Source organism: Chitinophaga caeni (assembly GCF_002557795.1).
Taxonomy (GTDB): domain Bacteria; phylum Bacteroidota; class Bacteroidia; order Chitinophagales; family Chitinophagaceae; genus Chitinophaga; species Chitinophaga caeni.
This window is the reverse complement of sequence record NZ_CP023777.1, coordinates 468605-494536: the sequence shown is the minus strand read 5'-3', so window position 1 is coordinate 494536 and position 25932 is coordinate 468605. Positions and strand designations below refer to the sequence as shown.

The window sequence follows — 25932 nt, the reverse complement described above, 5'->3', positions numbered from 1 at the left end:
TTGCTATATTAGCGAAATAATTTGACATATCCATAATTTATTTTAAAAATAATTCTGTTGAGCACGATAAAATTTTGTCATGATTCTTTGAAATGCAATATTCCTTTGCTATCAAAATAAGATTGAACGCCGGCTGTTAAACTAAGATTTTCCAAGAATATATCGATCTTTTGATTTCGGTCCACTGTACCGCTAAAGAGCGTACCGGCGATCGTATTGTTATCCATCACCACCGTTATGCCGTACCACCTGGGCAGTACCTTGCAAATTTCTTCCAGCCTGGCATTATCAAAATAATATATGCCATCGCGCCATCCCAATACTTTCTTTGCATCGAAAGGTTCTTGTTTTAAAGCGGACTTTTCCCCGGGCGTAACGGTTACTTGTTTGCCCGGCTGCAACACTATGGATGCATCGGCGGTATGCATTTTTACGGAACCGTTTACCAATGAGACGGCAACTTTATCCTTGTTATAATCATTGACGTTAAACTCTGTACCTAATACTTCCACGCGCTTATCATCGAGATGTACTATGAATGGGTGTTTCGCATCCCGCGTTACTTTTAGGTAGGCTTCGCCGTGAATGGCTACCTCCCGTTGTTTGCTGTTAAATTTAAAGGGAAACTGCATGCGTGTCTGCGAATTGAGCCAAACTTCGGTTCCATCGCTGAGGGTGATCTTGTAGTTTAAGCCTATAGGTACCATCAGGGTACTGATACCCGCGGGTAGATCTTCATTTACATGGTAGCTTAAAGTACGGTTTAAATTATTCATCTTGCTACTTCCCACGGCTACGAGGCCGGTATCCATACCGAGGTTAATGATATCGCCGTTGGATAATTTTAATTGCGTGTAAGCCGCTGTATCATTCCAAGTTTCGGAATTGCTGAAAATCATTGAATTGTTCCGGTTAGGGTTCAACAAAAAGAAGACGATAGCGATACAGGCCGCAATACTGGCGGTAGTAATGATAACCGGTTTGATGATATTGCGCTTTCCCTTTTTTTCGCCGGGGATGATACTGGCAAAATCGATCGGGTGGTTTTTTGCACTAAACCTTTCGAAACGGTTGTTGATATCTTCCGTTTTGAAGGGTTTGGATATTTCTTCCCACTTTTCCCTGGCAACGGCATCATTCTCGATCAGCTCATCGAGGTATTGTTCCTGCGGTGCGCTGATGGTGCCTGCCAATTTCTCGGTCATGAGTTGGTGAATATGTTCTGGCTCCCAATTCATATTGATATTGTTGTGAACGGCCTAGTTATGATATTAGCAGTTCAATTTGTAAGATTTAATACTTCCCGCATTTTCTTGAGGGCAATTCTTAATTGTGTCTTTACCGTATTCTCACTCACCTGCATTTGCGAGGCGATCTCGCGCCTGGTTTTTTGGTGGATGTAGGCGAGTACGAAGGAAGTTTGTTCCCTGGGTGTAAGGCTGTCCAGGGCGCTAGAAATCCGGTTGGTTAATTCTTCCGGCTCCAATAGATCATTTTGTAGTACATGATCTTCCGGTATCATTATTTCGGCAATTCTTTTTTTGCGGGTGCTTTCCTTCCTGTAAACGTTGAGGCTTACATTCTTGATATACCTATGAAGATAGGCTTTAAGAGCTTCGAGCCTCGTAAAAGTTGTCCCGGTAAAAGTTTGTTCCTTCCAGCAATTAATGAAGAAGTCCTGTACGATTTCTTCGGCGATAGCTTCCTCTTTCACGATCGTAATTGCAACGACCACGAGCCATGCACGGGTGTCCCGGTACAATTGCTCGAAAGCCTGTAGATCCCCGTCCTGCAATTTCTGTAGGAATATTAGTTGATCTTGTACCTCCATGTTAAAGAAAGGCTTTACGAATACCTGTTTTGTTATTCTTTGGCAAATGGGTAGGCGTTAGACGATGATTCAATCCCCTACAATTAGGTTACGTGATTATACATAGCAAAACTCGACCCCGGCTCCATGATTATGTTGACTTTGATTGATGTATTCACCCCCCTCGCAAAGTTGAAAACAGGCGATTCCTTGTTTTAGACTTAATATTATTAACGTAAAGTTAGAAATAACGGTTTTAATTTTTACGTTATTATTCATTACCGTTATTTGGATTTTTTTCAGAACAATATTGTATTGAGTGTTTAATATATTATTAATATCTTAACTATTGACGTTAGTGAAGAATTTGGAAGCCTAACTGGTACTTAGTTTGTAATTTAACAATATATTTAAATAGTTTTTTTATATGATATAATAGTTTGTAATTATTTTTATTATGTGGAATTGAACTTTTATTTTGCAACTTCTATTTCTCATAATGAGAATTATTTTTTCATTATGAGAATAATTGCTGTTGAAAAAGGTCAGGGAAAAAATAGCTGAATTAATTATGCTAACCATACAATGTTAAGTCTCACTTGAGAAATTTGTCTTAATGTCAGTTCCACTTATATACCCCGGATTTTCTATAACTTCATTCCTAAATCCATACTTTATGTATTTGAAACTACGCTATCCTGTGCTACTCTTAGGTCTTGTATTTCAAGCCTGTCAACCCAAGTCTACCCCGGCGGAATCGACCGGCGCTTCTGCCGAGCTGCAAAAATTACTCGATCAGTATTACGAGGAAAAGGTTAAGCTATTTCCTGTCGATGCTACTTTCAACAGCGATGACCGTTATAATGATCAACTTACACTTGATATCAGCGCGGGCTTCCGTGAAAAATTAGATTCTATTTACGCGGTTTACCAGCAGAAACTTGAAACTATCGACACAACCGGTTGTACTGATAATGATAAGCTCAGCTACGAAGTATTACAGCGCGAATTATCTACCGGGCGAGAAGGTCTTACATTTCATGACAACCTGATGCCCGTGCAACAATTTACAGGGCTGATCTTAAGTTTTCCGCAACTCGGTTCCGGCTCCAGTGCACAGCCGTTTAAAACGGTGCAGGACTATGATAATTTTATCTCCAGGATGCGGCTGTTCCAAGTATGGGTAGATACGGCGATTGCCAATATGCAAACCGGTATGAAAACGGGGTATGTTCAACCTAGGGCATTGGTCGTAAAAACGATCCCGCAGCTAAAAAGCTTGGCCACAAAAGATTCGGCTAGTAATATTTTTTATGCACCCTTGGCTAGTTTGCCTTCCAAGCTAGATGATGATGAAAAAATGGCCTTGGCTAAACGTTACAAGGAGGCGATCGAAACTTATGTTGTCCCGGCATATGGAAAGCTCGCGGATTTCTTACAACATGATTATTTACCGGCGGCGAGGAAATCTTCCGGTATTGAGGATGTACCCGGTGGCAAGGCTTATTATAAATTCTTGATAAAATACTGGACTACGACCGATCAAAGCCCCGATGAAATTTTTGCTACGGGACAGCAAGAGGTTGCCAGGATCCGCTCGGAGATGGAGAAGGTCAAGAATCAAGTAGGGTACCGCGATGATTTATCGTCTTTCTTCCAGTTCATAAAAACGGACCCGCAGTTTAAAATATTTGAAACACCGGGTGCTATTATCGATTCTTTTAAGTCGATAGAACATAAGATTATGCCCAAGGTGAAAGAAATGTACGGCAGGATTCCCAAAACACCTTTCGAGGTGAGGCAAACCGAAGCCTTCCGCGCGGCTTCTGCAAGCGCAGAGTATATCCAGGGGAGCGCTGACGGTTCCCGCCCCGGCATATTTTATGTGCCGATTTTAAACGCCAAGGAATTTAGTTATACCGGGATGGAATGCCTCTTTTTACATGAAGCAATACCGGGGCATCATTTCCAGATTTCTTTACAACAAGAGAATACGAACCTTCCAAAGATTCGCAGGTTTAGCTGGATAGGCGCCTACGGTGAAGGGTATGCTTTGTATTGTGAAGGACTAGGTAAAGACCTGGGCTTATATACGAATCCTTACATGTATTTCGGCCGCCTTACGGATGAAATGCACAGGGCCATACGCTTAGTTGTTGATGTTGGAATGCATCATAAAGGTTGGACTAGGGAACAAGCCATTTTTTACATGATGCAAAATGAGCCAATCTCCGAACAGGAAGCCACTGCCGAAATTGAACGTTACATGGCTATCCCTGCGCAAGCATTATCTTATAAAATCGGTGAATTGAAGATACTGGAGCTAAAGCACAAGTACCAGCAAATGCTCGGTGACAAATTTTCTATTGCTGCTTTCCACGATGCCCTATTACTGGATGGTTGCCTACCGCTGTCGGTCTTGGAAAGGAAGATGGATAAATGGGCTGATGGTCAAAACAGATAAATGTTATAGTTAAAAAAAGAGATCGCAAGTAAGGTAAACTTCTTGCGATCTCTATATATTAATACGCTACAACCTGTAGCGGTTATATGGGATCATTATAATTGATATGTTATACTTTAGGCGCCCATCCGTTCTCGTATTCCCTTCCCCAGTATAACTTGGCAGCTTCATCGTTATTTAGGATGTGCCCGTTACTGGGATCGCATTCTAAAATGCTACCGCTTCTTTGGGCAATATTACCTAGGTGACAAAGCATGGTGCTTTTATGTCCCTCGGTAACAGGTGAATTTAAGCTCGCTTTACCACGGATAGTTTCCAAGAAATTCTGGATATGGATGGCATCGCTTTGCTCACCGGCAGGACTCACGGTATTAACCACGTTTTGATTTTCACTAGCGCCGGCTTGCTTGATTTCACGAACTAATTTACCCTTAGCATCGTAAATTTTAATGCCGTCGCCACCGTTATTATAAAGGCTACCATTTTCACCGAATAATGCGAAGCCACGGCCACTGCCTTCTAATTTGAAAGCATTGCAGCTTCGTCCTTCCCAGGAAATAGATTTCCCGCCGTCAAATTCGAAGTTCAGCGTTTGGGTATCCGGGGTTTCCCAATCATCACCGCTATATGCATAACGACCACCTGCGGAAGTGACCTTGGTGGGGAATTGCACATCGAGGAACCACCGCATGCAATCTAATTCATGCGTGGCATTATTGCAGGTTTCTGAGGTGCCCCAATGCCATCTCCAATGCCAATTATAATGAACGATGTTATCCAGGAAATCCTTTCTCGGTGCAGGACCTTGCCAAAGGTTCCAATCCAAGGTAGTTGGAACTGCAACTTTCTTACCAACCCCGATAGGTCCGCGGTTATTAGCGTACCATCCGCGGGCGTAGTAAACTTTACCAAGTATATTTTGATCGCGAACTTCCTTTACGGCCTGGTTAATGTTTACCCAGGAGCGCCTTTGGTTGCCCATTTGTACGAAACGGTTATATTTCTTTGCAGCTGCAACGAGCATTTCGCCTTCAGCGGCATTATGGCTGCATGGCTTTTCCACGTAAACGTGTTTTCCCGCGGCGCAAGCCATGATGGCTGCCGGTGCATGCCAATGATCCGGAGATGCGATCATGATGGCGTCTACATCTTTTACCGTTACCAACTTCCGGATATCTTTTATTACGGTAGGCTTTTTCGATTGCGATTTAGCTACGGCATCAAGTCCTTTCTTGATGGCACCATCTTCCACATCGCAGATATAGCCTATCTCAGCGCCCGGTAGCTTGCTGGCTACCTGTGCCAGCCAGTTTCCGCGGGAGTTTACACCCATTACGCCAAGTACGATTTTATTGCTGGGTGCGTTCTTGCCGAAAACTGGGAAGTTCAGGATCGTCATCCCGGCAGCACCAGCCCCGGCGATTGCACTGTTTTTTATGAAGTCTCTTCGTTGCATGTTGTTGAATTAAAGGCTCGTTAAACCAGTTTAAAATAACGTGAACAACCCCAATTTACTATTTAAATCTATTTATTGCAACCGATTGCAAGCATTTTTGTATGAGTGGGAAATATTAAAGGATGAAACGTTGATTTATAAAAAATGGGAGTGTTGATGGATAGGCGGGTTATACCTTAAGGCATGCAGGTATATTCGGGGAATGGTGTTCACCGTATGGAAAAGAAGAAATATTTATATCCTTTCAAATTTACAGAATAAAAATTCCTGGCGTGTATTGAACGGGGTGATATGCTCTTCGGTAAAACAGCTTGCTTTGGGAAAATAAGCCTGCCATGCCTGGCTTAAGCTCGCTGCATCATACTGTTGTACCTTTAGGCCGCTACACTTAGCGGGACCATTTTTTGAGAAGGTGGCAATGACGGCGGCTTTGTCTACGCATGAATTGGCAATTTGGATATATTTTTCTTGCAGCGAAGGTTCGGTCAAGAAATGAAAGGTGGCCCTGTCATGCCATAAAGCGTACCTCCGTTTGGGTTGAAAATTCAAGATATCCGTAACGATCCAGTTTATTTTACCGGCGGCTTCACCGAGCCTTGCTTTTGATTTTTCTATAGCAGCACCTGAAATATCCAGGACCGTAATATCTTTATAACCTAGCTGTAATAATTGCTCCGCTAATCTTGAATTACCCGCGCCGATATCAATGACCGGGTCTAGGGGTGATAAATTCAATTCTTGAATCAACCTTATGGAAGTTACCGGTGAGGCTTGCGTCCAACTTACTTCCTCGTCTGATTTGGATTGGTATATTTGTTCCCAATGTGTTTTGTTTTCCATTGTCAGTACTTTAATTGATATAACAAATAAGTAGCATTCGTTAGGAATTCAAATGGTTCCAGATGAGTGAATAAATATCCACTGCTTCCAACTCCTTGTTGGCCGCTTCAAAATTACTAATAAAAACCGGGTGATAGTCCTTATCCGTTGTAACTCTCCCGTGTGACCCTTTTACTAGTGTAGCATCCAGGGGAATTACATCCATCAGGTAACGGAATCCTAATTTTTTCTTCAATAATTTCCAGGCAACTTTCAGCATGACGAGCTTATCCTCGGGGTCGGTAAACATTTCAACCGGATCATAGCCCGGCTTGCGGTGGATATCTACAATCCTGGCAAAATCGGGCGCCTTCGCATCATCCATCCAGTAATAGTAAGTAAACCAACTATCTTTATCTGCCATCAATACAAAATCGCCGCTCCTTTCATGTTGCATGAAATAATCCCTTTTACCCTCGCGGTTAAGTATCAATTCTAAGCCGGGTACCGACTCTAATACTTCCCTGGCTTGGTTGATGATCGACGCATCGTTGACGTATACATGTGCCACCTGGTGATCTGCCACGGCGAAAACTTTAGAAGCACCTGCATCTAATAGTTCCAAACCACGCTCTTCACGGATCGCGATCCAACCTTGTTGCCTGAAAATTCGGTTCAGGTGGATGGGTTTGGAGACATTCGTAATACCGTACTCGCTCAAGATAATAACACGGCTGCCTTCGGATTCGAAATAACGCACCAGCTCTTCCACCAGTGAATCGATCTCATTCAATTCCTTCGAAATTTTGGACAAGTCCTGCCCGAACTTTTGCAGGCAGTAATCCAGGTGCGGCAGGTATATTAATTGCAAGGTAGGGTGATGCCAACGATCTACCATTATAGAAGCATCGGCAATCCATTTACTTGATTTTATATTGGCATTGGGTCCCCAAAAATTGAATAGCGGGAACTGCCCTAATTCTTTTTGCAATGAATCTCTCAAACTCGCGGGATGGGAATAACAATCCGGTAGTTTTCGCCCGTCCGACAAGTAATTAGGTCGTGGCGTTACACTGAAATCAACATCGGCATACATATTATACCACCAAAACATCTTCGCACATGTAAATAGCGGATCTGCCTGCTTGGCTTTTTCATATAATTTTTCACTTTCCACGAGGCGGTTAGACTGTTTCCAGAATTTCACCTCGCAATCGGTTCGGTCATACCAGCCATTTCCCACGATGCCATGTTCATTCGGCAATTTGCCGGTTAGGTAAGTACTTTGTACGCTGGTGGTAACAGCGGGAAACATAGGTTTGATGGTAGACAGGCCATGTTGGGCTACATATTGTTTCAAGAAGGGCGTATGTTCACCGATTAGTGAAGAAGATAAGCCTACGACATCGATTACTGTTGTCTTTTTCATCATGGATCATTAAAATTCCTATAAAAGCTAATGTTTCTTAATGCTCTAAATGTTGTTGTACCCAGCTTAGCTCCCGGGCTATAGCCTGGTCAATATTAACTTGTAACTTTTCCGGTAACACATCCCAAGTATATGTTTCAACTTCGAGGTGCTTGGAAAATGGTTTCTGTTTTTGTCTTTGTAACACTTTTATTATCTCGTCTTGCGTGGAAGCCAACGCCCCGTATTCCTGTAAAAATACAGGGACATGGAAGTGCGCTCTCCATTCTGAAACTTCCGGGTTCATCCCGTCTTCCAATGCTTGTGGCATATCCGGGTAATGAAGTAATTGACCATTTGATTTCCTGGCGATCACCTGGTGGAGATACGTTGGTTCATCAAACTTTTTAAATGATTCAATTTGCGCTTTGCGTTGATCCTCTTCTTTTGACATGATCGACTTTAATGCGGCGCTGACCTGTATCTTCCCGGTTTTTAACCCGTAAGAACTCATCCTGTTCAACACCAGGATAGGATCTTCGTAAGAGATGGCGAAGTGGCAAACATCGTAACATAACTGGATATGTGTTTTGATCGTATCTATGGCGGCGGCTTCATCTATGCCCATCTTGTCTTGCAGGAATGGGATCCCGGCTGCAAGTAAATATTGAAAATACCAATCGGTGTATTCCTTGGAATTTTCGATCAGTCCACCCGGTTCAGGTTCGATATCCAGGTGCAGCAAGGGCCCACCGGATCGCCTGAGTTTGGCAAGGTGTTCTACTACCAATAATATGTTCAAGGTGCAAGATTCCATAGTCATGGCGATGGATTCATGGCAGCGTGTATGCCACAACTTGTAAGAAAGGGGTGAAGTGGAGATGCCTCCCTCCATGCCTGCCGGTAATAAGGCCGCGAGTATTCTGAAAAGCCGGATCGTATAGGCAACCCTTTCGCTGGTGCTCCAGTCGGGTTCATGCACTTTATCTTTAACAACGGTATCGTGGAATCCCCCATAGGGGAAACCGTTCATCGTAAACACGTAAGCATTCTCGGCATTAAGCCAATCTTGGAATACTTGTAAGTTTTTTTCTTTACTTAATTCCAGGCTAGCCAGGTTAGACAGCCTTAACCCGATCCCGAAAGGGCCTTCTTGTTTCAGGTTTCTTTTTACCTTCGGGATATGCTCTTTCAGTTGGGAAAAATGATCTTGCCAGTTTTCGCCTGCGTGGATATTCGTACAGTATGTAAGATGGCCGTATGATGTTTGCATATTTGTTTACAATTTGGCTAATAAAAACAATGAAACAATTACTTGTTTACTTAATCTTGGGGCCAAATTTTTACCAAATAGATGAAAGGTATTTTAAAATTGATCTCTTAATATATTTACTGCTTCCTGGAGTAATTTTGCATCGATTTCGTGAATCTCTACTCCTTTACCGATTCCCTGCAATAAGGTTATGGTTAATTCTCCTCCCAAGTGCTCCCGGAATTCCTCCAAACCCGCTATGATATTCATATCGGCACTGCTTTCATCTTCATCGCCGGTAGTTTCCAGCAATGGATGATACAGCGGCAAACGTAATACCCTTAATAAGTCGATGATCCGCACCATCGAAGATTTATCTAACCAGCCTAATAAATAAGAATACACGCTGTCCAACGCGATGCCGATCGCTACCGCTTCACCATGCCTGATTTCGAAATCGGTAAGCTGCTCTAGTTTGTGTGCGCTCCAATGACCAAAATCCAACGGCCTATTGGATCCACTTTCGAAGGGATCTCCCGCTTTACCAATATGGGCCATATGCAGGGCTGCACATCGGTAAATCATGTATTGCATCGCGCCTGGTTCCGCTTTCGATAATCCGCCGGCATTAGTTTCCAGCCATTGAAAAAATTCTCCATCACGGATTAAGGCTACTTTAATGGCTTCTGCCATCCCGCCACGCCAGTCCCTTTCGTCTAGAGTCCCGATGAACTTATAATCGTTAAAAACTGCAATTGGCGGTGCAAAAGCTCCTATAAAGTTCTTTTTACCATGGTAATTGATCCCGTTTTTTACCCCGACGCCAGAATCATTTTGCGATAAAACCGTCGTTGGAATACGGATATGCTTTACTCCCCGGTGCGCAACAGCTGCAACAAATCCTACCAGGTCCAGGACCGCTCCACCACCGATCGCAACGATGATAGAATGCCGGTCGATTTTAAAAGTATCGATAGCGTTGAGCAACCAATAAAATAATTGCAGGTCGTTCTTGGCCGGCTCCCCACCCGGTACGATCAGTATTTCTTCGACCAATTCAAAGCCTTGGATCTGCTCACAATAAGCCGCGATCTCCTTATCCAATTCAATATGGGTGTTTTTCACGCCCTCGTCCATCACGAAAATTAGTTTCTTGCGGACGTTTGGATGGGCTTGTGAAGCTAGGAAGTCTGAAAAACTTGCATTATCGATCCCGAAAAGGTTCTCTGTAAAAAATACCGGGTATCTGAATGCAACACTAAATGATTGTTCTATTTGCTCCATCACTGGTTCCGTATAAAATCGAAAGGATAAATTAGTTTATAAAGGAAGCTAATGTACAAAAAAAACAGGAAGCGACCCCAGGTTGATCCGCAAATGGTCTTGACTGGATCCCGGTATGAATTTATAGCCTGTTGATGCCAGTTGAACAACGGAAAATTGCCGTGTCATAATGTTAATTAATGCACTATGAGAATTAAAGTAGCCATTTTTAGCGAGCAGTGGATTGTCATTCATGGGCTTTCCAGGATGCTTTCTTTTGACCCTTCTTTTGAATTAGTGGCTTCCGGCCTTGATGGGCAAGCGCTTTTAAGGGATCGTCAAATTTTGGAGCAGGTAGATGTTTTTATCTGGGATGGCGAAGCCGCTGTGAGTGCACTTGTAGGCTGGGAAAACCCGGTTAAGCATATTAAGATAGTATTGCTCTCAAGAAATTACAATAAGGGCCTACAGCATCATTACGGCAATGTAAAGGTAGATGGATTTATTCATAGAAATTGTGATGACACAACCTTGCACCGTACCATCCGGGAAGTACATAGGGGAGAATTCCCCGATAATGTAGAAGCGGCCGAAAATTTACCGGCTGAAAATAAGCGTAAACCTTCTCCAGTCAATGCGGTATCCCTTACCAAGCGGGAGCGGCAAGTATTAAAGTTGATAACAGAAGAATTTACCAACCAGGAAATTGCGGATCAATTATGTATTAGCTTAAGAACCGTAGAAACACACCGGCTCAATATGACTCAAAAATTGGCCGTAAAAAACACGGCAGGTTTAGTAAAGGAGGCAATCCGGATGGGACTGTCGGTTTATTAATTTAGTGCTCAATTATTTTAAAATTATCAAGTAAAGTGCTATCTTATGATCTATATAATTAATATTTATTAGATTATTTGAACCCTTAACCTATGCGTATCTTTTATTCATTATTAGCATTAACCTGCTTACTTCTTTTTATTACCCCGGTTTCCTTCGGTCAGAGATTTGAAAGGGGTACAATCATTCAACTAAACGGCGATAGTTTGCATGGATGGATCAATCGAAAGTCTGGCGCCGTAACCGCCAAGTATATCCTGTACAAAAAAGCTAGAAAGGATCGTTCGGAAAGGTTTAACCCTGATCAAATTGCCGGTTTTAGATATGAAAAAGATCAGAAGCTTTACCTTTCAAAGAAACTTACCCTGGATATCACGGATCGAAATATCTCCTATGCAACGGGCGCCAGGAAGACATCGAGAGATATCGAGACCGAACATGTATTTATAGAACTGGTTTATAACCATAAACTAAAACTTTACAGGTATTCGTTGGATGGACCTTATTCTTATTATATCCTGGAGGATGATGGTGGCGCATTCGTCCCGTTAACGAATTACAGTGTTTATGATGATATTACTAAAACCGTCGTCGATCATCCCGAATATAAGAATGAATTGGTAAAGTCAATAGGAAGTTGTCCTGAAGTGAATATCGGGGGGCTTACTTATACTTTTGAGAGCCTTACTAATGCTATTGATATTTATGTTAAATGTAAATACGGGGATGCTGCCGGTAAACCGGTGGCTGTACTAGGTAATGATGATGAATACCACATTCGCTGGGGGATCGTTGTAGCGCCAACTTTTGCAAATTACTATAATGCAAGAAAATTAATCGGTTCCGGTGAGTTCTCGAAATTCCTGGTCGAACCGGGGATATTTCTACAGTTGCCACTTACCCGTTACCGGAATAATTTCAGTGTGATTGGAGAGCTTCTATACCGTAGTTTCGACATTCATAAAGAAGAGAGCAAGGAAGTGAATGCCGCTGTTACGGAAACACGGAAGTTTCATGTGGCATTGTCATACCTGGGTTTAAATGTTTTATTACGTTATCAATTCACAAGTAAGAAGGTGCAGCCATTTGTAAATTTGGGTATAGCGAACAATTTTAAAATAAGTGAATCCAACAATGAGTTCAGTGTTGAGAAAGAAGATTTTCCGGGTAACGGGAAGGAAATCGACGAAATATATGGTGTGGAGCAAGCTTTGTTATTCGGGGGAGGGATTCATATTAATAAGTTTGAAGTAGAAGCGAGATATAACTTTAGTAATGGCATCGGTTGGACTAGCGGTGATAAAACGCGTTTTCATAGTACGCAAGTTTTGTTAAAATATAGTTTCAGGTAATCGCTATTTGCCGGTAATATTTTGCCACACTTGTTCTGCTGGGTATAAATCAATACGATGAGTACGGGTGTAGTAAACGGAACGGCTGCTAGAATTTATTTTTCCAGCAGCCGTTCCTTATTTATTTATACTTGGTAACAGGATTGAATGTATGTCAATTAAGTCACCGATATCCATTTAGAAATTATTAGGGAAACCGGTAATAATAACAGGACGGAAACCGCATAAGGTAAAGTTGCAAACGAGGCAGCCCATGCAGCATCCATTGCAATTAGCGCGATGATTCCGCCTTTTACCGCCGCCCCTATATTGGGGCCTACCGGGTTTTTGATAGCTTTTAATAAAGGCCGGTTTGTTAAGAAAATGAATATGGCTATAAATGGTAGCACTTGCCATATCTTACCATTCATATAAGCGATGAACAATATCGTTGCATACACCAGGAAATAACAGGTAGCCGCAATCCTCAAGGGGCCTTTTTGTCCCCCATGTACCTCGTCCCGCGAAATCAATGTGATCGCGCTGATATATACAATTGGCAAAATAGCGACCCAGCCCATGCTATCAATAGATTCATTGATAATACTCATGCCGAGTAACAAGTTTAATCCCCTGCAAATTCCCATGTTGACTGGCCCGAGGAATCCCCGGTGTTTACCCCATTTATTGTATATCAAGGCACAGGCTGCTATTGCAATAGCGATATAACCGGTCAATATACTAATGGTGAAGGCTGCAAAAATTCCGATCAACAGCAAATAAATGCCCAGTATAATAGCTTGTGTTTTTGATACCGCGCCGCTGGGTATCGGTCTTTCCGGTCGTTCTACACGATCTAGTTCCGCATCAAATATATCGTTGAAGACGACGCCGCCGCCATACAACCCGGCAGTTGCTATACATAAACAGGTGATTTGTAATATTGAATCGATATCTACAATCAAGGGGACTTTTGCCCAACCGGCAATGGCAACGCCAGCCATTACATCTGCAACTGCTGTCAGGATGTTGGCAAAGCGCATTAAGCGGAGGTATGCTAATAATTTATACTTTATGTATTGCACAAAAATTCTATTAGGTTTTCATCTATGGTATAAGGGATAATAGTTGATACTAGCGTATGATAATATCTTCTTTATCTATTCTCGGTTGCTGCCCGCCTCTTAATATTTTATTGCCTTGATAATCCAGGCTTTGGTTGACCGGCTGCGCCTGTTCAAAATCAGCCACGTTAATTTGGCCGCTTTGCGCGAAAGCGGTAATCGCATTTTGATATGTAACGAGGCGGATATCGGCATCGGCAATATTATTAACCTTCATAAGAGCGGCAGTTTTTGGTACGGCAAGGGGATCACTGATGCCCCAGTCTGCTGCGGAATTAATCATGATCCGCTCGCTTCCGTATTGTTGTACTACGGCTACCATCCTTTCATTTCCCATCTTGGTAAAGGGGTAGATCGTAAAAGCTGCCCAGAAGCCCCGGTCTAGCACTTCTTTCACCGTTTCTTCATTATTATGATCCACGATTACCATGGAAGGATCAATCCCATGCTCAATTGCAATATCCATACTGCGTTGTGTGCCCCTTTTTTTATCACGGTGAGGGGTATGAATTTGAACTGGCAATTGCGCTTCCTTGGCCAGTTCCAACTGTGCGCGGTAATATTTTTCTTCGGCGGCAGTTTGATCGTCGAACCCGATTTCACCTATGCCCACTACGCCTTCTTTATAAATAAAAAGGGGTAATATTTCCATTACCTGCTCTGCCAGCCTTTCGTTGTTAGCTTCCTTGGAATTAAGCCCTATCGTACAATAATGCTTGATGCCAAACTGCGAAGAACGGAACCTTTCCCATCCTACCAGGCTGGAATAATAATCGCGGAAACTGTCAAGCCCTGTCCGCGGTTGACCAAGCCAGAAGGCCGGTTCAATGATGGCTGCCACACCGGCATCCGCCATTGCTTGGTAATCATCGGTCGTCCTGGAAGTCATATGCACATGCGGATCAAAAAATCGCATGCCTTTAATATTTTCTTGCCAACCTGCGTGAACAGTTATTGGTTGTAAGTCTTTTTCTGATAATTCGTGACTGCAACACATATCAAATGTTATTAAATTTTGAAGGTGGATGTGCTGTCCAACCTGGTTCTAATTTTATCTTACCGGATTTTATATCTTCCCCGAACCCGGTAGCATCCAGCCATTCCTTGATAGGCCCGGATGGACTTAACGATAGTCCTAATGCCATTTCTTTCTTTTCTTCCCCCGGTGACCCGTCATAAAAAGCCGTTAATTTTTGCCAATCAATGGTATCGGCAAATGGACCTACCAAGTTCCAGAGCCCGTTAGGTACCCTGCGCCCGGCGGATCTCCGCTCGTTTGCATAATCCCATAAGATTCTCGCTAAGGTAGGGTTCGCCCTTTCCATAAGACCATTTATAGCGCTTACTTTCATCTCTGTAAAAAAGGCTTTTAGTACGAGTTGGTTCCAGGCAGCTTCATCCAGGTATTTGGCAGGGTAAGGATTATGTTCCATGATGGCGGCCAATACGTAGCCGATATTGGAACGGATTCCTTCCTTCGTTTGATGAACCCAGTATTCCGGGTAAGCGTAATAAGGTAAGAACTTGTACAGCGCCACCAGCTCGCGCATCTCGGCAGAAAGGAACAGTTGTTCAATGGCTTTACAATAGGCTTCTTTCGAGTTCACCTGTATTTGCATTAGCCACCATAACCGCGCCAGTTGATCCGTTGTAAAGAGAGTATATGAATAATAGCATCCCGGTATGATGCGTTCGAAATGATCATTATCTAAATAATTGCTGATATTAGCTTTCCCTATAAACCTTGGAATAGCCGTAAAAGTAGTATTGAATATCTGCAATTGAGGGTTTTCCTTATAACGGGTCAATTTCTCATGTAGCCATACCAAGGACTTTTCATCCGAGTTTAACTTGATGATTTCTAATAACAACGATTTTGCCGTATCTACATCATATAAATACTCCATACATTAAACCTTAAATTAAACCAGGAGATAAAGCTACTGGAAACAAATATTTACATCCCGGAAAAATGTTAAACAGTTAAATTCAAGCTACAACCGTTAATTATACCTTACAATCGGTTGATAATGTGTGAATTTAAACACAGGTATACCAGTTTTCATGGAATGCGAGGTAATATACTAACATCTACCAAAATGTTCCTAGCGTGTTTTCACCCCGGAATTATTGAAAAATCAATTGTTATGAATCTTATTTTTTTCTCTGCTCTTCAAAATAACAGAAAAACTTGCAATTTTAAACCCCTCTTTTCGTGTGATTAATATCAAGTTATGAAAATTTATAATTTATAAAAGGGCTGTAATTGCCGGGTTTCCCGTGATGTAAGGATATCGGGAAATCCAACTTAGGTGGTAGTACTTTGTTTATGTTGCCTGTTTGGGATTCAGTTGATAATATTTCATTTTCTAAAAGCTCGTTAGGACTTTTAACCGGCCAATATTGTAGGAACAATTGCAATATGGCCTGTTGAAATTATTTTAGTAATAGTTGCCTAATATTTAAATAATTACCACTAAGCCCAAATATTTAAGAACTTTGCGGCTTCTTTAAATGCCCGGCCGACAGGTTATATTGCTGGCCCCGTTAAATAAGATAATCATGGTAGATAAAAGAGTGCTCCCTTTAGCAGTAGGAGGTTTAGCCATCGGAACAACGGAATTTACGATCATGGGTTTGTTGCCATCTATCGCGGATTCATTGCAGGTAGATATCCCAACCGCGGGACACCTGATCTCTGCATATGCCCTGGGGGTGGTGGTCGGTGCGCCTTTATTCATCCTGTATTCCGTGAAGTTCCCCCCGAAGAAAGTGTTGATGGTACTGATGGGGATTTTTATATTATTTAACGGTTTGTCTATCGTGGCGCCTAATTATACCCTGATGCTCTTGGTAAGATTTTTATCAGGTTTACCACATGGCGCTTTTTTCGGCATCGGTGCAGTAGTCGCTTCCAAGTTGGCCGCGAAGGGTAAAGAAGCGCAATACATTTCGATTATGTTTTCAGGACTTACGGTGGCCAACTTGGCAATGGTGCCATTGGTGACGTACGTCGGTACACATTTCCATTGGCGCTGGTATTTTGCGATTGTGACTTTCATCGGTTTATTAACCTTACTATTCCTGTATACCTGGTTGCCATCGATGGAAGGGAAAGAAGAATCAAATCCACTGCAAGAGTTGCGTTTCCTGAAGAATAATCAAACCTGGATGGTATTAATTATTACCGCGATCGGTTTCGGCGGGCTATTTACCTGGTTCAGTTATATCAGCCCTTTAATGACGGGTATTTCCGGTTTTAAGCCGGAGAATATGACTTACATTATGGCATTAGCCGGGGGCGGTATGGTAGTTGGTAACTTGCTGGGGGGCTATTTATCCGATAAGATTGGCGCCTCTAAAGCAACGACGATCTTATTGGCATTGATGATGGTTTCCCTGTTAGCGGTTTTCTTCTTTTCGGAAGATAAAACGGTATCCTTGTTATTGACGTTTATTTGCGGCGGCTTATCAATGTCTACCGGTTCCCCTTTAAATATCATGTTAATGAAAGCGGCTCCCGGTTCGGAGATGATGGCGGCGGCGTTTTTGCAAGCGGCCTTCAACGTAGCTAATTCGGCAGGCGCTTACCTGGGCGGTATCCCGTTGACCTATGGTTTAGGGTATAATTATCCTTCCCTGGTGGGTGTGTTCATGGCGTTGATCGGGGTTATGGTAGGATTGAGATATATGTATAAATATGATAGGGAAAAACCGGCGAGGGTTAAGACAATAATGGTTAATTAAAGTAGCATAAGTATATATAAATTTTCATTGTTGTCCGACTAAATTTTAACCGGGGAGCAATTTGATCCCTCAATAGTTCGATTCAATGTTCATCTGCTCGTTTCTTGTACTTTTTTGTTTACCCAAAAAAGCACGAAAAATGGGCACAAATTGGCATTACGGCCGCCAATTTGATCGCTCGATCTGGCCTTTCTACTACTGTATGGCCAAGCTACCCTTCGCTATCAACGGTGCGAAGTTCCACGGTTCTCTTGGCGGGGGGTGAATGTATCATCCTTCGCTTATATCCTTGACCAGGTAAGGAATTCAAGTGCCTTTAAAGCATTTTTAGTCGGACAACAATGATAAATTTTCAATGCTGTTGCTTTATTCAATGAAAAGAAAATTTGAAAGAGTCCTGTAGATGTTTAGCGTTACTGCAAGGGAAATATAGCAAGTATCAGCAATTGTATTTTTTAAGTACCGTTTTTTAATTTTATAACCGTTAAAAAACTGCCGGATATGAAGCCACTAGTGGGTCGTAAAGAAGAAAGAAGAATGCTCGTATAATATGCACGAAAACTAAAAAACCGCTCTAGCAGCGGCTTTTTAGTTTTTAAAAACTTCGCGGTGAGAGAGGGATTCGAACCCTCGGTACAGTTTAACCCGTACGACGGTTTAGCAAACCGTTCCTTTCGGCCACTCAGGCATCTCACCGTTCCCTTGTGTGGGGATGCAAAAGTAAACAAAGTTTTGAAATCTCCAAAAGACTCGTTCACTTTTTTTAAAATTTCCAATTTCCGATATATGAAAAACGCCGGGTTACGTAACCCGGCGTTTTTCAATGAGTTATGCTCTCTCGAATTACATGGCGGCGAGCTGTACTTTCTGTTGCAGTTCGATCACGCTATCGCGGAAATTATTATCCGTATCCATTAAATCTTTCACGGTTTGGCAGGAATGTATCACGGTAGTGTGATCCCGGCCTCCAAAATGTTCCCCGATGGTTTTCAGGGAATTCTTGGTAAATGATTTCGCTAGGTACATGGTAATTTGCCTGGCTTGAACGATCTCCCGCTTGCGGGTTTTCTGTAAAAGCTTTTCATAAGGCACATCAAAATATTCGCATACCATTTTCTGTATGCTGTCGATCGTGATTTCTTTAGATGATGTTTTCACGAACGATTTCAACACTCTCTTGGCTAAGTCCAAATCTATTTCTTTGCGGTTCAAAGACGACTGCGCGAGCAATGAGATCAGGGCGCCTTCCAGTTCGCGAACATTGCTTTGAATATTATAGGCAACGTACTTCACAACTTCCTTCGGCATCTCCAATCCATCGTTGCGCATTTTCATTTCCAATATTTCCATGCGGGTCTCGAAGTCAGGTACCTGGATATCTGCACTTAGTCCCCAGCGGAAGCGGCTCAACAGGCGTTCCTGTACACCGTCCAAATCCTTGGGAGGCTTGTCGGATGTTAAGATCAATTGCTTGCCGGATTGATGCAAGTGATTAAATATCGCGAAGAAAGCGTCCTGCGATTTTTCTGCCCTTGCAAAGAATTGAATATCATCAACAATCAATACGTCTATTAATTGATAGAAATGTATAAAGTCGTTGATGATGTTATTCTTGGAGTGATCGATAAATTGATTGATAAATTTTTCGGCACTCACGTATAATACAGCCTTGTTGGGGCTTTGACGTTTCACTTCATTACCGATCGCTTGTGCCAAGTGGGTTTTACCTAAACCCACACCGCCATATATAACGAGGGGGTTAAAGGAGGTGCCACCGGGCTTATCGCTGACCGTTTTGCCGGCCCTGCGGGCTACGCGGTTACAATCACCTTCAATATAAGAATCGAAAGTGTAGTTCGGATTCAACTGGGAATCAATCTGTACCCTTTTAATGCCGGGTATTACAAACGGGTTCTTGACCGGGTTGTGGATGGTCAAGGGAAAGTCTACTTCACTTTCCTTTTGAGACCTGGTAAACTGTGTGGGCATGTTCACGGTTTTGGCGTGTTGATGGGGGATGCTGTTTTCTACAACGATCCGGTATTCCAATCTCGCTTCTTTCCCTAATTCACGTTTAATGGTTTTTCCTAATAATCCAACATAATGCTCTTCAAGATATTCATAAAAAAACTGGCTGGGGACCTGTATCGTCAAAACATTATTTTCGAGCTTTACAGGTTTTATGGGTTCAAACCAAGTCTTGAAAGGCTGCCATTCCACTATATCCCTGATTATATTCAGACACCTATCCCAAACTTGTTCGCAAGTTTTATTCATGTAGATATAATAATTAGTCGTTTATTAATTAGGGTGTTCTCGAATTCAAACTTTCCAATCGAAAGTGCATTGAAAAATTTTAGACAGGATGACGAATATCTGTAGAAAATGTTGAAAAAAAAAATTTATCTGCCTTGTTTTTTTTCGAATAATTACAATATGAATAACGTCATGCAAGCTTGCAAGTCGATTTGTTCAAACCCTTATGCCATCTGCATTCTATCAGTTTTTTCAAAGTTTATAGTTGTATGATTAACAACCGATTTGAAAAACAGTTTACCTTATAATAGAAATTAATCACAATTGCTGGTAAAATAGCATCGATGGTAATATCTAAGTCCCGTTCCCATGTCCAGGATAAATTCCCAGGACCATTTTTGCAGTACATATATAAATATGTTCTACCGCATTTTTTAGAAAGCGGACGCAAATGTATGAAAGGTTATTTAATTTTGAGAATAAGTTGTGTAAAAGTAATTGTTCGTACCTAAGTCGAATAACTTATCTTTGACGCTATCGCATACTTTTTTAAAATTTTTTACCCATGAGCTTTGAAATTACCGGAAAGCTGATTGTGAAATATAACACGGTACAGCGCAGTGAAACTTTTAAAACAAGAGAGTTTGTTATCGAGAAATCGGAAGATTTCAATGGCCGCGTTATTACAAACTATATTAAATTTCAAGCAGTTCAAGATAGAACTGCCATCGTTGATCGATTCAACGAAGGAGATATGGTGAAAGTGTATTTCAACATCAAAGGTTCCCGCTGGGAAAAAGATGGCCGCGTAAACTATATCACCAACCTCGATGCTTGGCGCATGGAATCCATGATGCAAGCCGCTCCTGGAGCTGATCCTCAACCGAATTACAACACTTCGCAAGAAGCTTTTAACGGCAACTCTTCCGAAACTAATGATGATCTTCCATTTTAATTCTATATAGATTATTTATAAGATATTTATTAGTGAGAAACATGAAGTCCCGGTATTTGCCGGGATTTTTTGTTGCCTATAACCCTACACTCCAACCTTTAACGTATCTTTGTTCCCACAATTTTTTTAGGATAATTACCTAACAAGTTAACAGATGATCCAACAAATCTCTCTCAAGTTAAAGCCTGCCGAAGCAGCTAACAACGCTTTTATCTTGGAAGCTGCCGCTGCCGAGCTTGCTGTTAAAAAACAAAGCATCTCCGGTATTCAAACCTTGAAACGCTCTATTGATGCACGTTCTAGGCAAGCTTACTACGTACTTACACTGAAAGTTTTTATCGATGAACCTTTCCAGCAAAGGGAACATCTTGAATTTAATTTTAATCAAGTCCGGGCTAATGCACCCCGCGCTATCATCATCGGCGCCGGCCCAGCGGGTTTATTTGCCGCGTTGAAGCTGATAGAACTGGGCATCAAACCCATCGTGTTAGAAAGGGGGAAGGATGTTCGTGCCCGCAGGAGAGACCTGGCTCAACTGAATAAAACCGGTACCGTGAACCCCGACTCGAACTATTGCTTCGGGGAAGGTGGCGCCGGGACTTATTCCGACGGTAAATTATACACCAGGTCTAATAAGCGCGGTGATATCAACCGTATTTTACAATTGTTCCATCACTTCGGTGCTGAAGAGAATATCTTATTTGATGCGCATCCGCATATAGGTACCAACAAGTTGCCGCATATTATCACCGCCATGCGCGAACAAATTATTGCCTGCGGCGGGGAAGTACATTTTGAGCAAAAGGTAGATCGCCTGGTGCTGACCAAGGGTAAGGTGAAAGGTGTACAAACACAACAATCGGGTGTTTTCGATGCGGGGCACGTAATACTGGCCACGGGACATTCCGCTAGGGATATTTTCCGGATGTTGCATGAACAGCATGTTCTTGTTGAAGCAAAACCTTTTGCACTGGGCGTACGCATTGAGCATCCCCAATCTTTAATTGACAGTGCGCAGTACCATTGCGCAACAAGGGGCGATTACTTGCCCCCGGCTAGTTATAGCCTGGTAGAACAAGTAGAGGGCCGCGGTGTATTTTCTTTTTGTATGTGCCCTGGTGGCATTATTGCGCCTGCATCAACAGATCCGGGTGAGCTGGTAGTGAACGGTTGGTCTCCTTCGAAAAGAAATAATCCGTATGCCAACTCCGGCATGGTGGTAACGGTAGATGAGCAGGATTTCGAGATATTTAAAGAAGCGGGACCTTTGGCCGGAATGCTTTACCAGCAATCTGTTGAACGTGATTGTTACGAAGCCGGGGGCGGTAAGTTTGTTGCGCCGGCACAGCGGATGGCAGATTTTGTAAATAATAAAACATCGGCATCATTGCCGGGTTGTTCATATATACCGGGATTGAATAGTGTAAACCTACGGGAAGTCCTACCGGCGGCTGTTCATACGAGGTTGGCCGGCGCCTTCCAAGCCTTTGGAAAGAAGATGCGCGGCTATTTTACCAATGAAGCGGTATTGGTGGCAACAGAATCGAGAACATCTTCCCCGGTGCGGATTCCGCGTGATAAGGATACTTTGATGCATCCACAGGTGCAAGGATTGTATCCATGCGGAGAAGGGGCAGGCTATGCCGGTGGCATCGTTTCTGCCGCGATGGATGGGGAGAGGGTCGCATTGGCTATCAGCAGGGCGATTTAAGCCTGATCTAAATATTATTTACCGGGAAAAGCCTTTCCCCTTCTCATGGGAAAGGTTTTTTTTGTACCTTTTATACCGTTAGCTGGTACACTGAATCCGGCTGTTCGTTTCTCAAAAGCTCCTTTTCGTGTAATTTTATTGCAGTAGCTATATACTTCATGTAATTTGGTCTTATTAATTCTTGCTATGAACCTATTAGAAATTAATCACCTGGAAAAAAATTATGCTACCAAGAAAGCGGTAGATGATATTAGCTTCTCGATTCCGAAAGGAAGCATTTTCGGTTTGCTTGGGCCTAACGGCGCCGGTAAAACAACTTTGCTGCGCATGATCACGGGAATATTTTATCCTGATAACGGGCAGATTTTGTTTGACGGCCAAACTTTTGATCCTGCCAGGGATATTGCCGATATCGGTTATATGCCGGAAGAAAGGGGCTTGTATAAAAAGATGAAAGTTGCTGAACAAGTCCTGTACTTGGCGCAATTGAAAGGCATGTCTTCCAAAGATGCCCGCCTGAAAATGAAATATTGGTTTGATAAATTTCAAATCAATAGCTGGTCGGATAAGAAAGTGGAAGAACTTAGTAAAGGGATGCAGCAAAAGGTACAGTTCATCTCTACCGTGATGCATGAGCCGAAGTTGTTGATCTTGGATGAGCCATTCTCCGGCTTGGATCCGATCAACTCTGTCTTGATCCAAAACGAAATTTTTGAATTGGCCAAGAAAGGGATCACCATCATATTCTCTACGCATAGGATGGAGCAAGTGGAAGAAATTTGTGATCATATCGTATTGGTCAATAACGGTAAGAAAATCCTGGACGGTAAAGTACAGCAGATCAAGCAGGACTTCAAGAAGCACCTGTTCCAAATCAAATTGGGGCTCGTACCCAATCCCGCGCAACTCGCGACTTATCATTTTACCATCATCGAACAAGATGGTAACTCGCTAATCGTAAAGGTGAACGAGGACAGTCAAACCAACGACATCCTCAAGCATTTCATTAACCACGATTTACAGGTCACTTATTTCGAAGAAGTATTGCCTACGATCAGTGAAGTATTTATTGAACAAGTAAAGATTACCAACGACGCTGCTTAATTAACTCCAGTTAAAACTATTACCATGAATAAAATTTGGCTCATCATAAAAAGGGAATACCTCGCCAGGGTTCGGAAAAAATCCTTCCTGGTGCTTACAATCTTAACCCCCATTTTCATCATTGCCCTGATGGTTGTGCCGGCACTGTTGGCCAGGACCGGTAATGCTGAAAAAAGAATCGTAGTGGTTGATGAAAGTAAATTATTTGAAAACCGTATTCCTGACGGGCAAAACGAACACTTCATCTTCAATGACCAGTTGCCGTTTGATTCCCTGCGCACGAGCTATGCAGAGAAAGGATTTACCGGGTTGCTGCATATCCCGAAGATGGATAATTTAAACCGTCCTCCCAACATCGTTTACTACGGTGAAGGGCAATTAAACATCATGACGAAAAGTTCCCTCGAATCGAAGATCAACAACGTGATTGAAGATTTACGCATGGAGAAGGCAGGGATCGATAAATCAAAGCTGGATGATATCCGTTCTAATGTGGATATTATCAGTAAAACCGGTAAAGAGGAGAAGGAAGGTAGCGCGGAAATATCCTTGGTAATTGGTTATGCCAGCGGTTTTATCATTTATATCATCCTGCTGTTATTCGGAATGATGGTGATGCGCGGTGTAATGGAAGAGAAGATGAACCGTATCGCGGAAGTGATGGTGAGCAGCGTGAAACCTTTTCAATTGATGATGGGTAAGATACTGGGTATCGGCGCTGTTGGTTTAACGCAATTCATAATTTGGATTGGTTTGATTTACGGTTTGGCCTTCCTGGTGCCGCTGTTTATCAGCCCGGCAGAGTTAGCTGCGGCGCAAGCTAACTCCCCTAATCCCTCGGCTGGAGTGGCCATCGCGCAACAATTACAGCATATCCAATTGAGCGCTAACTGGCCGTTGATTACTTTCTGTTTCGTATTCTACTTCTTGGGTGGATATATATTTTATTCTTCCTTGTTTGCGGCTGTAGGTAGCTTGGTGAACGAAGATCCGAACGATGCTCAAGGCTTAACATTCCCGATTACATTACCGATCATTATAGCGATCCTTATCATGATGAAAGCGGTTACAGATCCAAATAGCAGCCTGGCTGTTTGGGGAAGTATTATACCTTTCACATCGCCGGTGGTGATGATGGCGAGGATTCCATACGGGGTGCCGGGTACTGTCACTTATTGGCAACTGGCTTTGTCGATGGGCATCTTGGTAATAGGATTCTTATTTACTACCTGGGTGGCAGGTAGGGTTTACCGTACGGGCATATTGTTGTACGGGAAGAAAGTAACATGGGGAGAGGCCTTAAAGTGGATTTTCCGTAAGAATTGATAAGACGAAACCAACCATTAGGATGAAAAAGACCAGGTACATCATATTGATTGCTATTTTGCTGATTATATCGCTAAGCTTAATCATGATGGGGGCTTACAGTTTTGTAAAGAACCATGATCCGGTTATTTATAATTTTTGTTTTATAATTGGCGCAATATTATTCTTGATTGCCATCGCTATAATATTAGTAAAATATGTCTTACCGCCGCAGGGTGATAAAAAGACATCATAAATTACCGGGGCAGGCTTTAAGTCTGCCCTTTTTCATGCGCTGTAAGTTTGTATAGACTACCTAGCCTAGAACTTTTACCGGTATATCTGCGAGGATTTTCATCATATTTTTCAGTTCCTGCCCCGGGATGCCGGTTTCGGTTAGTTCAATATGCTTGATACAATAATAGCCGGCATTGAATTGCAGTTCTATGCCGCTGGCAGGAAGGCTGGCTTCCCTAAATTCCCCTGTCTTGACGTGCACGATGGCTTCTTCGCATCTAGGGATTCGTACCGCGAATTTTCCCGCTTCAATGTAAACTAAGGCATGGCAAGACGCGGCGTTATCCGGTAATAAAATAATCGGTTCCCGGATCTTAAACTGATTCACCTTAACCTTGTACCCATCCTGGGCAATAGTTTGCATGTACCATTCATTAGAGCCGTATTTAACATAGCCGAACTGTTCGGCATCGGGTAACTTGATCCCTTGTTGATGGGAAGGAACATGGCTCGTGTTTTTAAACGGGATGTCTGTACTGTTGTTTTTAACCAAGAATATCATCTTACATGTAATTATATAAGCTATAGGATCCTAATGATTGTAATGTTCAGCTAACCAGCTTAAATAAAGTCATTTTCTGGAAATTAATTGTTAAGCGTTTGTTATTGATAATAAAAAAATGATGTTTGTACGATCAGTTTGAATTTGAATTTATTAAAGATGACAGCTGGAAAAGTAAGTGTAGGCGGACTTTTAAATAAAATTATTACCTATTGAGCTACAGTTACTTGATATGTAACAAATAAAGGGGCGGATTCGTTGCGTTAATTTTGGAATGCCTGGGATTAGAGG

The 25932-nt window shown here is 42.4% G+C and carries 21 protein-coding genes and 1 tRNA gene; 9 read left to right on the top strand and 13 right to left on the bottom strand.

The genetic code is table 11. The annotated features are described in order from the left end of the window. Window positions 1-77: 77 nt before the first annotated feature. A complete protein-coding gene (locus COR50_RS01975) occupies window positions 78-1238 on the bottom strand; it encodes a FecR family protein (RefSeq protein WP_098192415.1) in 1161 nt (386 codons plus the stop codon). 41 nt (window positions 1239-1279) lie between these two features. Beyond that, the gene (locus COR50_RS01970; RefSeq protein WP_098192414.1) at window positions 1280-1831 is read right to left on the bottom strand and encodes an RNA polymerase sigma factor; all 552 of its coding nucleotides are present in this window, start codon (window positions 1829-1831) and stop codon (window positions 1280-1282) included. Between the two features lie 655 nt (window positions 1832-2486). On the opposite strand from COR50_RS01970, the gene COR50_RS01965 reads away from it, so the two are divergent. Further along, window positions 2487-4274 (top strand): DUF885 domain-containing protein, encoded by a 1788-nt coding sequence (locus COR50_RS01965; RefSeq protein ID WP_098192413.1) that lies wholly within the window; start codon window positions 2487-2489, stop codon window positions 4272-4274. Window positions 4275-4383: 109 nt separating this feature from the next. Here COR50_RS01965 and COR50_RS01960 read toward each other — a convergent pair whose 3' ends face one another. From COR50_RS01960 to COR50_RS01940, 5 genes are all read right to left on the bottom strand, one after another. Then, complete coding sequence (locus tag COR50_RS01960) at window positions 4384-5730, bottom strand: Gfo/Idh/MocA family protein (protein ID WP_098192412.1); 1347 nt, start codon at window positions 5728-5730, stop codon at window positions 4384-4386. A gap of 234 nt (window positions 5731-5964) precedes the next feature. Next, on the bottom strand, window positions 5965-6570 hold the full coding sequence (locus COR50_RS01955) for a class I SAM-dependent methyltransferase (protein WP_098192411.1): 606 nt from the start codon (window positions 6568-6570) through the stop codon (window positions 5965-5967). Between the two features lie 40 nt (window positions 6571-6610). Then, the gene (locus tag COR50_RS01950) at window positions 6611-7981 is read right to left on the bottom strand and encodes an alkaline phosphatase family protein (RefSeq protein ID WP_232516254.1); all 1371 of its coding nucleotides are present in this window, start codon (window positions 7979-7981) and stop codon (window positions 6611-6613) included. Window positions 7982-8015: 34 nt separating this feature from the next. Continuing rightward, the gene (gene eboE / locus COR50_RS01945) at window positions 8016-9230 is read right to left on the bottom strand and encodes a metabolite traffic protein EboE (RefSeq protein ID WP_098192410.1); all 1215 of its coding nucleotides are present in this window, start codon (window positions 9228-9230) and stop codon (window positions 8016-8018) included. A gap of 93 nt (window positions 9231-9323) precedes the next feature. Next, on the bottom strand, window positions 9324-10493 hold the full coding sequence (locus tag COR50_RS01940) for a 3-dehydroquinate synthase (RefSeq protein ID WP_098192409.1): 1170 nt from the start codon (window positions 10491-10493) through the stop codon (window positions 9324-9326). A 186-nt stretch (window positions 10494-10679) separates the two neighbouring features. On the opposite strand from COR50_RS01940, the gene COR50_RS01935 reads away from it, so the two are divergent. Beyond that, window positions 10680-11309 (top strand): LuxR C-terminal-related transcriptional regulator, encoded by a 630-nt coding sequence (locus COR50_RS01935; protein ID WP_098192408.1) that lies wholly within the window; start codon window positions 10680-10682, stop codon window positions 11307-11309. A 92-nt stretch (window positions 11310-11401) separates the two neighbouring features. Next, on the top strand, window positions 11402-12661 hold the full coding sequence (locus COR50_RS01930; protein WP_098192407.1) for a porin family protein: 1260 nt from the start codon (window positions 11402-11404) through the stop codon (window positions 12659-12661). Window positions 12662-12819: 158 nt separating this feature from the next. Here COR50_RS01930 and eboC read toward each other — a convergent pair whose 3' ends face one another. The 3 genes from eboC to COR50_RS01915 are packed head-to-tail and all read right to left on the bottom strand — an operon-like array spanning window position 12820 to window position 15671. After that, a complete protein-coding gene (gene eboC, locus COR50_RS01925) occupies window positions 12820-13725 on the bottom strand; it encodes a UbiA-like protein EboC (protein WP_232516253.1) in 906 nt (301 codons plus the stop codon). Between the two features lie 49 nt (window positions 13726-13774). Continuing rightward, window positions 13775-14761, bottom strand: a complete 987-nt coding sequence (locus tag COR50_RS01920) for a TatD family hydrolase (RefSeq protein ID WP_098192406.1) — start codon at window positions 14759-14761, stop codon at window positions 13775-13777. A 1-nt stretch (window position 14762) separates the two neighbouring features. Next, the gene (locus tag COR50_RS01915) at window positions 14763-15671 is read right to left on the bottom strand and encodes an EboA domain-containing protein (RefSeq protein WP_198405758.1); all 909 of its coding nucleotides are present in this window, start codon (window positions 15669-15671) and stop codon (window positions 14763-14765) included. Between the two features lie 655 nt (window positions 15672-16326). On the opposite strand from COR50_RS01915, the gene COR50_RS01910 reads away from it, so the two are divergent. Together COR50_RS01910 and COR50_RS22645 are read left to right on the top strand one after the other, a co-directional pair. Then, window positions 16327-17511, top strand: a complete 1185-nt coding sequence (locus COR50_RS01910; RefSeq protein ID WP_098196064.1) for an MFS transporter — start codon at window positions 16327-16329, stop codon at window positions 17509-17511. 139 nt (window positions 17512-17650) lie between these two features. Continuing rightward, window positions 17651-17776, top strand: a complete 126-nt coding sequence (locus COR50_RS22645) for a hypothetical protein (RefSeq protein ID WP_262496285.1) — start codon at window positions 17651-17653, stop codon at window positions 17774-17776. A gap of 342 nt (window positions 17777-18118) precedes the next feature. Here the strand turns inward: COR50_RS22645 and COR50_RS01905 are convergent. Further along, window positions 18119-18207, bottom strand: a tRNA-Ser gene (locus tag COR50_RS01905). Window positions 18208-18354: 147 nt separating this feature from the next. After that, complete coding sequence (gene dnaA, locus COR50_RS01900) at window positions 18355-19788, bottom strand: chromosomal replication initiator protein DnaA (protein ID WP_098192405.1); 1434 nt, start codon at window positions 19786-19788, stop codon at window positions 18355-18357. A gap of 544 nt (window positions 19789-20332) precedes the next feature. Here dnaA and COR50_RS01895 point away from each other — a divergent pair. The 4 genes from COR50_RS01895 (at window position 20333) to COR50_RS01880 (ending at window position 24863) form a co-directional block, all read left to right on the top strand. Beyond that, the gene (locus COR50_RS01895) at window positions 20333-20722 is read left to right on the top strand and encodes a DUF3127 domain-containing protein (RefSeq protein ID WP_098192404.1); all 390 of its coding nucleotides are present in this window, start codon (window positions 20333-20335) and stop codon (window positions 20720-20722) included. Window positions 20723-20876: 154 nt separating this feature from the next. Further along, window positions 20877-22433 (top strand): NAD(P)/FAD-dependent oxidoreductase, encoded by a 1557-nt coding sequence (locus COR50_RS01890; protein WP_098192403.1) that lies wholly within the window; start codon window positions 20877-20879, stop codon window positions 22431-22433. 186 nt (window positions 22434-22619) lie between these two features. Continuing rightward, a complete protein-coding gene (locus COR50_RS01885; RefSeq protein ID WP_098192402.1) occupies window positions 22620-23537 on the top strand; it encodes an ABC transporter ATP-binding protein in 918 nt (305 codons plus the stop codon). Between the two features lie 24 nt (window positions 23538-23561). Then, window positions 23562-24863, top strand: coding sequence for an ABC transporter permease (locus COR50_RS01880; RefSeq protein ID WP_098192401.1), 1302 nt, complete (start codon window positions 23562-23564; stop codon window positions 24861-24863). A gap of 295 nt (window positions 24864-25158) precedes the next feature. Here the strand turns inward: COR50_RS01880 and COR50_RS01870 are convergent, their stop codons facing one another. Then, window positions 25159-25641, bottom strand: coding sequence for a hypothetical protein (locus COR50_RS01870; protein WP_098192399.1), 483 nt, complete (start codon window positions 25639-25641; stop codon window positions 25159-25161). Between the last annotated feature and the right edge of the window lie 291 nt (window positions 25642-25932).